Genomic DNA, 1,918 nt, shown 5'->3' on the forward strand with positions numbered 1-1,918 from the left:
GGCGGGCGCGGCGATCGCGGCGAGCCGGCGATCGACGAGCCACAGGGCGGCGGCAGCCGCCGCGGCGATCGTGGCGTGGTTACTGGGGAAGGACCAGTCGCCCGGCGGTGGGCAGGCTTCCAGGGTGACGGCGTGCAGCGCGCGGCAGGGGCGCAGCTCGTGGAAGGCGTTCTTGATGCCGGTGTCGACCAGGAAGACCACGCAGACCACCACCGGGGCGGCGAGAGCCCTCGCGATCCTGACGTCGTCGCCGGCCGCGCGGGCCCGCCACCAGGCGAGCACCATCAGCAGCGCGAAGAGCCCGAGGCCGTAGCCGGACCAGCCCGAGAGGAGGTGGTCCAGCCAGGCGGGCGCATGCCGGGCGAGACGGTTGACCGAGGTGTAGAGGCTTCCGTCCACGGACGGTCCGTCGAGAGCGAGAAGGTTCAACGGGACTCTCCGTCCGTGGCGCCGTTCCGCCGGCGTACCACTTCGAGCACCAGCGGAGTGAGGGAGACGAGGACGACGACGCCGACGATCGGCAGGAGGTAGCGGTCGACGTTCGGGACCGAGGAACCCAGCGCGTAGCCCGCGCACACCAGACCGAGGGTCCACACCAGTCCGCCGACGACCTGCCAGAGGGTGAACACCTTGGCGGGTACCTGTAGTGCCCCGGCCAGCGGGTTGAGGACCGTACGCACGATCGGTACGAAGCGGGCGAGAACGATGGCCCTGGCGTGCCCGTAGCGTTCGAGGAGTTCTTCGGCCCGTTCGGCACCCGCCCGCAGTTTGCGGCTCGTGCTGCGGGCGAGCAGGGCGCGGCCGGCCCGTCGGCCGATGAGATATCCCACCTGTGCTCCGAGCAGGGCCCCGGCGACCGCCGCACACAGCACCTGCGGCAGCGAGAGGTGGACCGCCCCGTGGACACCGGGGACTGACAGCAGGCCCGCGGTGAAGAGGAGGGAGTCGCCGGGGAGGAAGAACCCGACCAGGAGGCCGGTCTCCGCGAAGAGGACCGCGGCGACGCCCAGGGCGCCGAAGGCGGACAGCAGGGAACCGGCGTCCAGCAGGTTCACGGCCAGAGTCACGTCGAACAGCTCCCATACAGTTGACGAAAGCCGGAGCCGGGGGAAGGCGCACCGGCGGCACGACCGTCTACAATGCTGTAGTCGGTCTACATCACTGTAGACGATGAATCGGGAGAGGTGCGTCAGCCATGGGGGACACGACCGGGGAGCGGCGCCCGGCCGGGGAGCTGGAGTCCGGCGTACTGGCCGCCCTCTGGGCGGCGAACGGCCCGCTCACTCCGGGCCAGGTCCAGGCTGCGGTCGGCGGCACTCTGGCCCGTACGACCGTGACGACCATCCTGTCCCGTCTCCACGACAAGGGGACGGTGACGCGCACGCGATCGGGCCGGGGATTCGCCTACCTCCCGGCCGAGGACGCGTCGGGGCTGACCGCGCGACGGATGCACGCCGAGCTCGCCAAGGACGGCGACCGGGGGGCGGTACTGAGCCGGTTCGTCTCCCAGCTCAGCGACGAGGACGAACGGCTGCTGCGCTCCCTCCTCGACGAGGACGCCGCGCCGTGATCCACGCCGTGTGGCTGCCGCTTCTGCTCCCGTTCCTCGCCGGACCGGCCGGGAGGTTGCTGAGCACGAGTCTCCCGCCTCGGCGCGCGGTCGGGCTGCTGGCCCTGACCGCCGTCGGCCTCGCCGGGGCGAGCACCTGCGCGCTGGCCCTGCTCGTCGTACCGGGAGCCACCCATGTCCGCGACATCGCCGCCCTGGGTCACCTGCTCACACCCGTGAGCGCCGGATCGCCGGAGGTCACCGCCGCCGTCACCCTGGTCGCGGTGGCCCTGCTGACCCGGTCCGTCGCCCTGCTGGTGCGGGTCGCCCACCGCCGCCGCCTCCCCCAGCTGGAATCCCCCGACCTGA

The 1,918-nt window shown here is 72.2% G+C and carries 3 protein-coding genes and 1 pseudogene; 2 read left to right on the forward strand and 2 right to left on the reverse strand.

What is annotated here, in order from left to right; genetic code table 11:
* Together ACWD3D_RS36495 and ACWD3D_RS36500 are read right to left on the reverse strand one after the other, a co-directional pair.
* Positions 1-429: phosphatase PAP2 family protein (locus ACWD3D_RS36495; RefSeq protein ID WP_451464948.1), on the reverse strand; the 429-nt coding region annotated here is incomplete at its 3' end.
* On the reverse strand, positions 426-1,067 hold the full coding sequence (locus tag ACWD3D_RS36500; protein WP_451464949.1) for a DedA family protein: 642 nt from the start codon (positions 1,065-1,067) through the stop codon (positions 426-428). The genes ACWD3D_RS36495 and ACWD3D_RS36500, both read right to left, overlap by 4 nt.
* A gap of 128 nt (positions 1,068-1,195) precedes the next feature.
* On the opposite strand from ACWD3D_RS36500, the gene ACWD3D_RS36505 reads away from it, so the two are divergent.
* Positions 1,196-1,570: a BlaI/MecI/CopY family transcriptional regulator gene (locus ACWD3D_RS36505; protein ID WP_451464950.1), complete on the forward strand. Its 375-nt coding sequence runs from the start codon at positions 1,196-1,198 to the stop codon at positions 1,568-1,570.
* Positions 1,567-1,918: pseudogene (locus tag ACWD3D_RS36510) on the forward strand (M56 family metallopeptidase); the annotation flags it as partial. The gene ACWD3D_RS36505 and the pseudogene ACWD3D_RS36510, both read left to right, overlap by 4 nt.

The sequence above is a fragment of the Streptomyces sp. NPDC002690 genome (assembly GCF_053592415.1).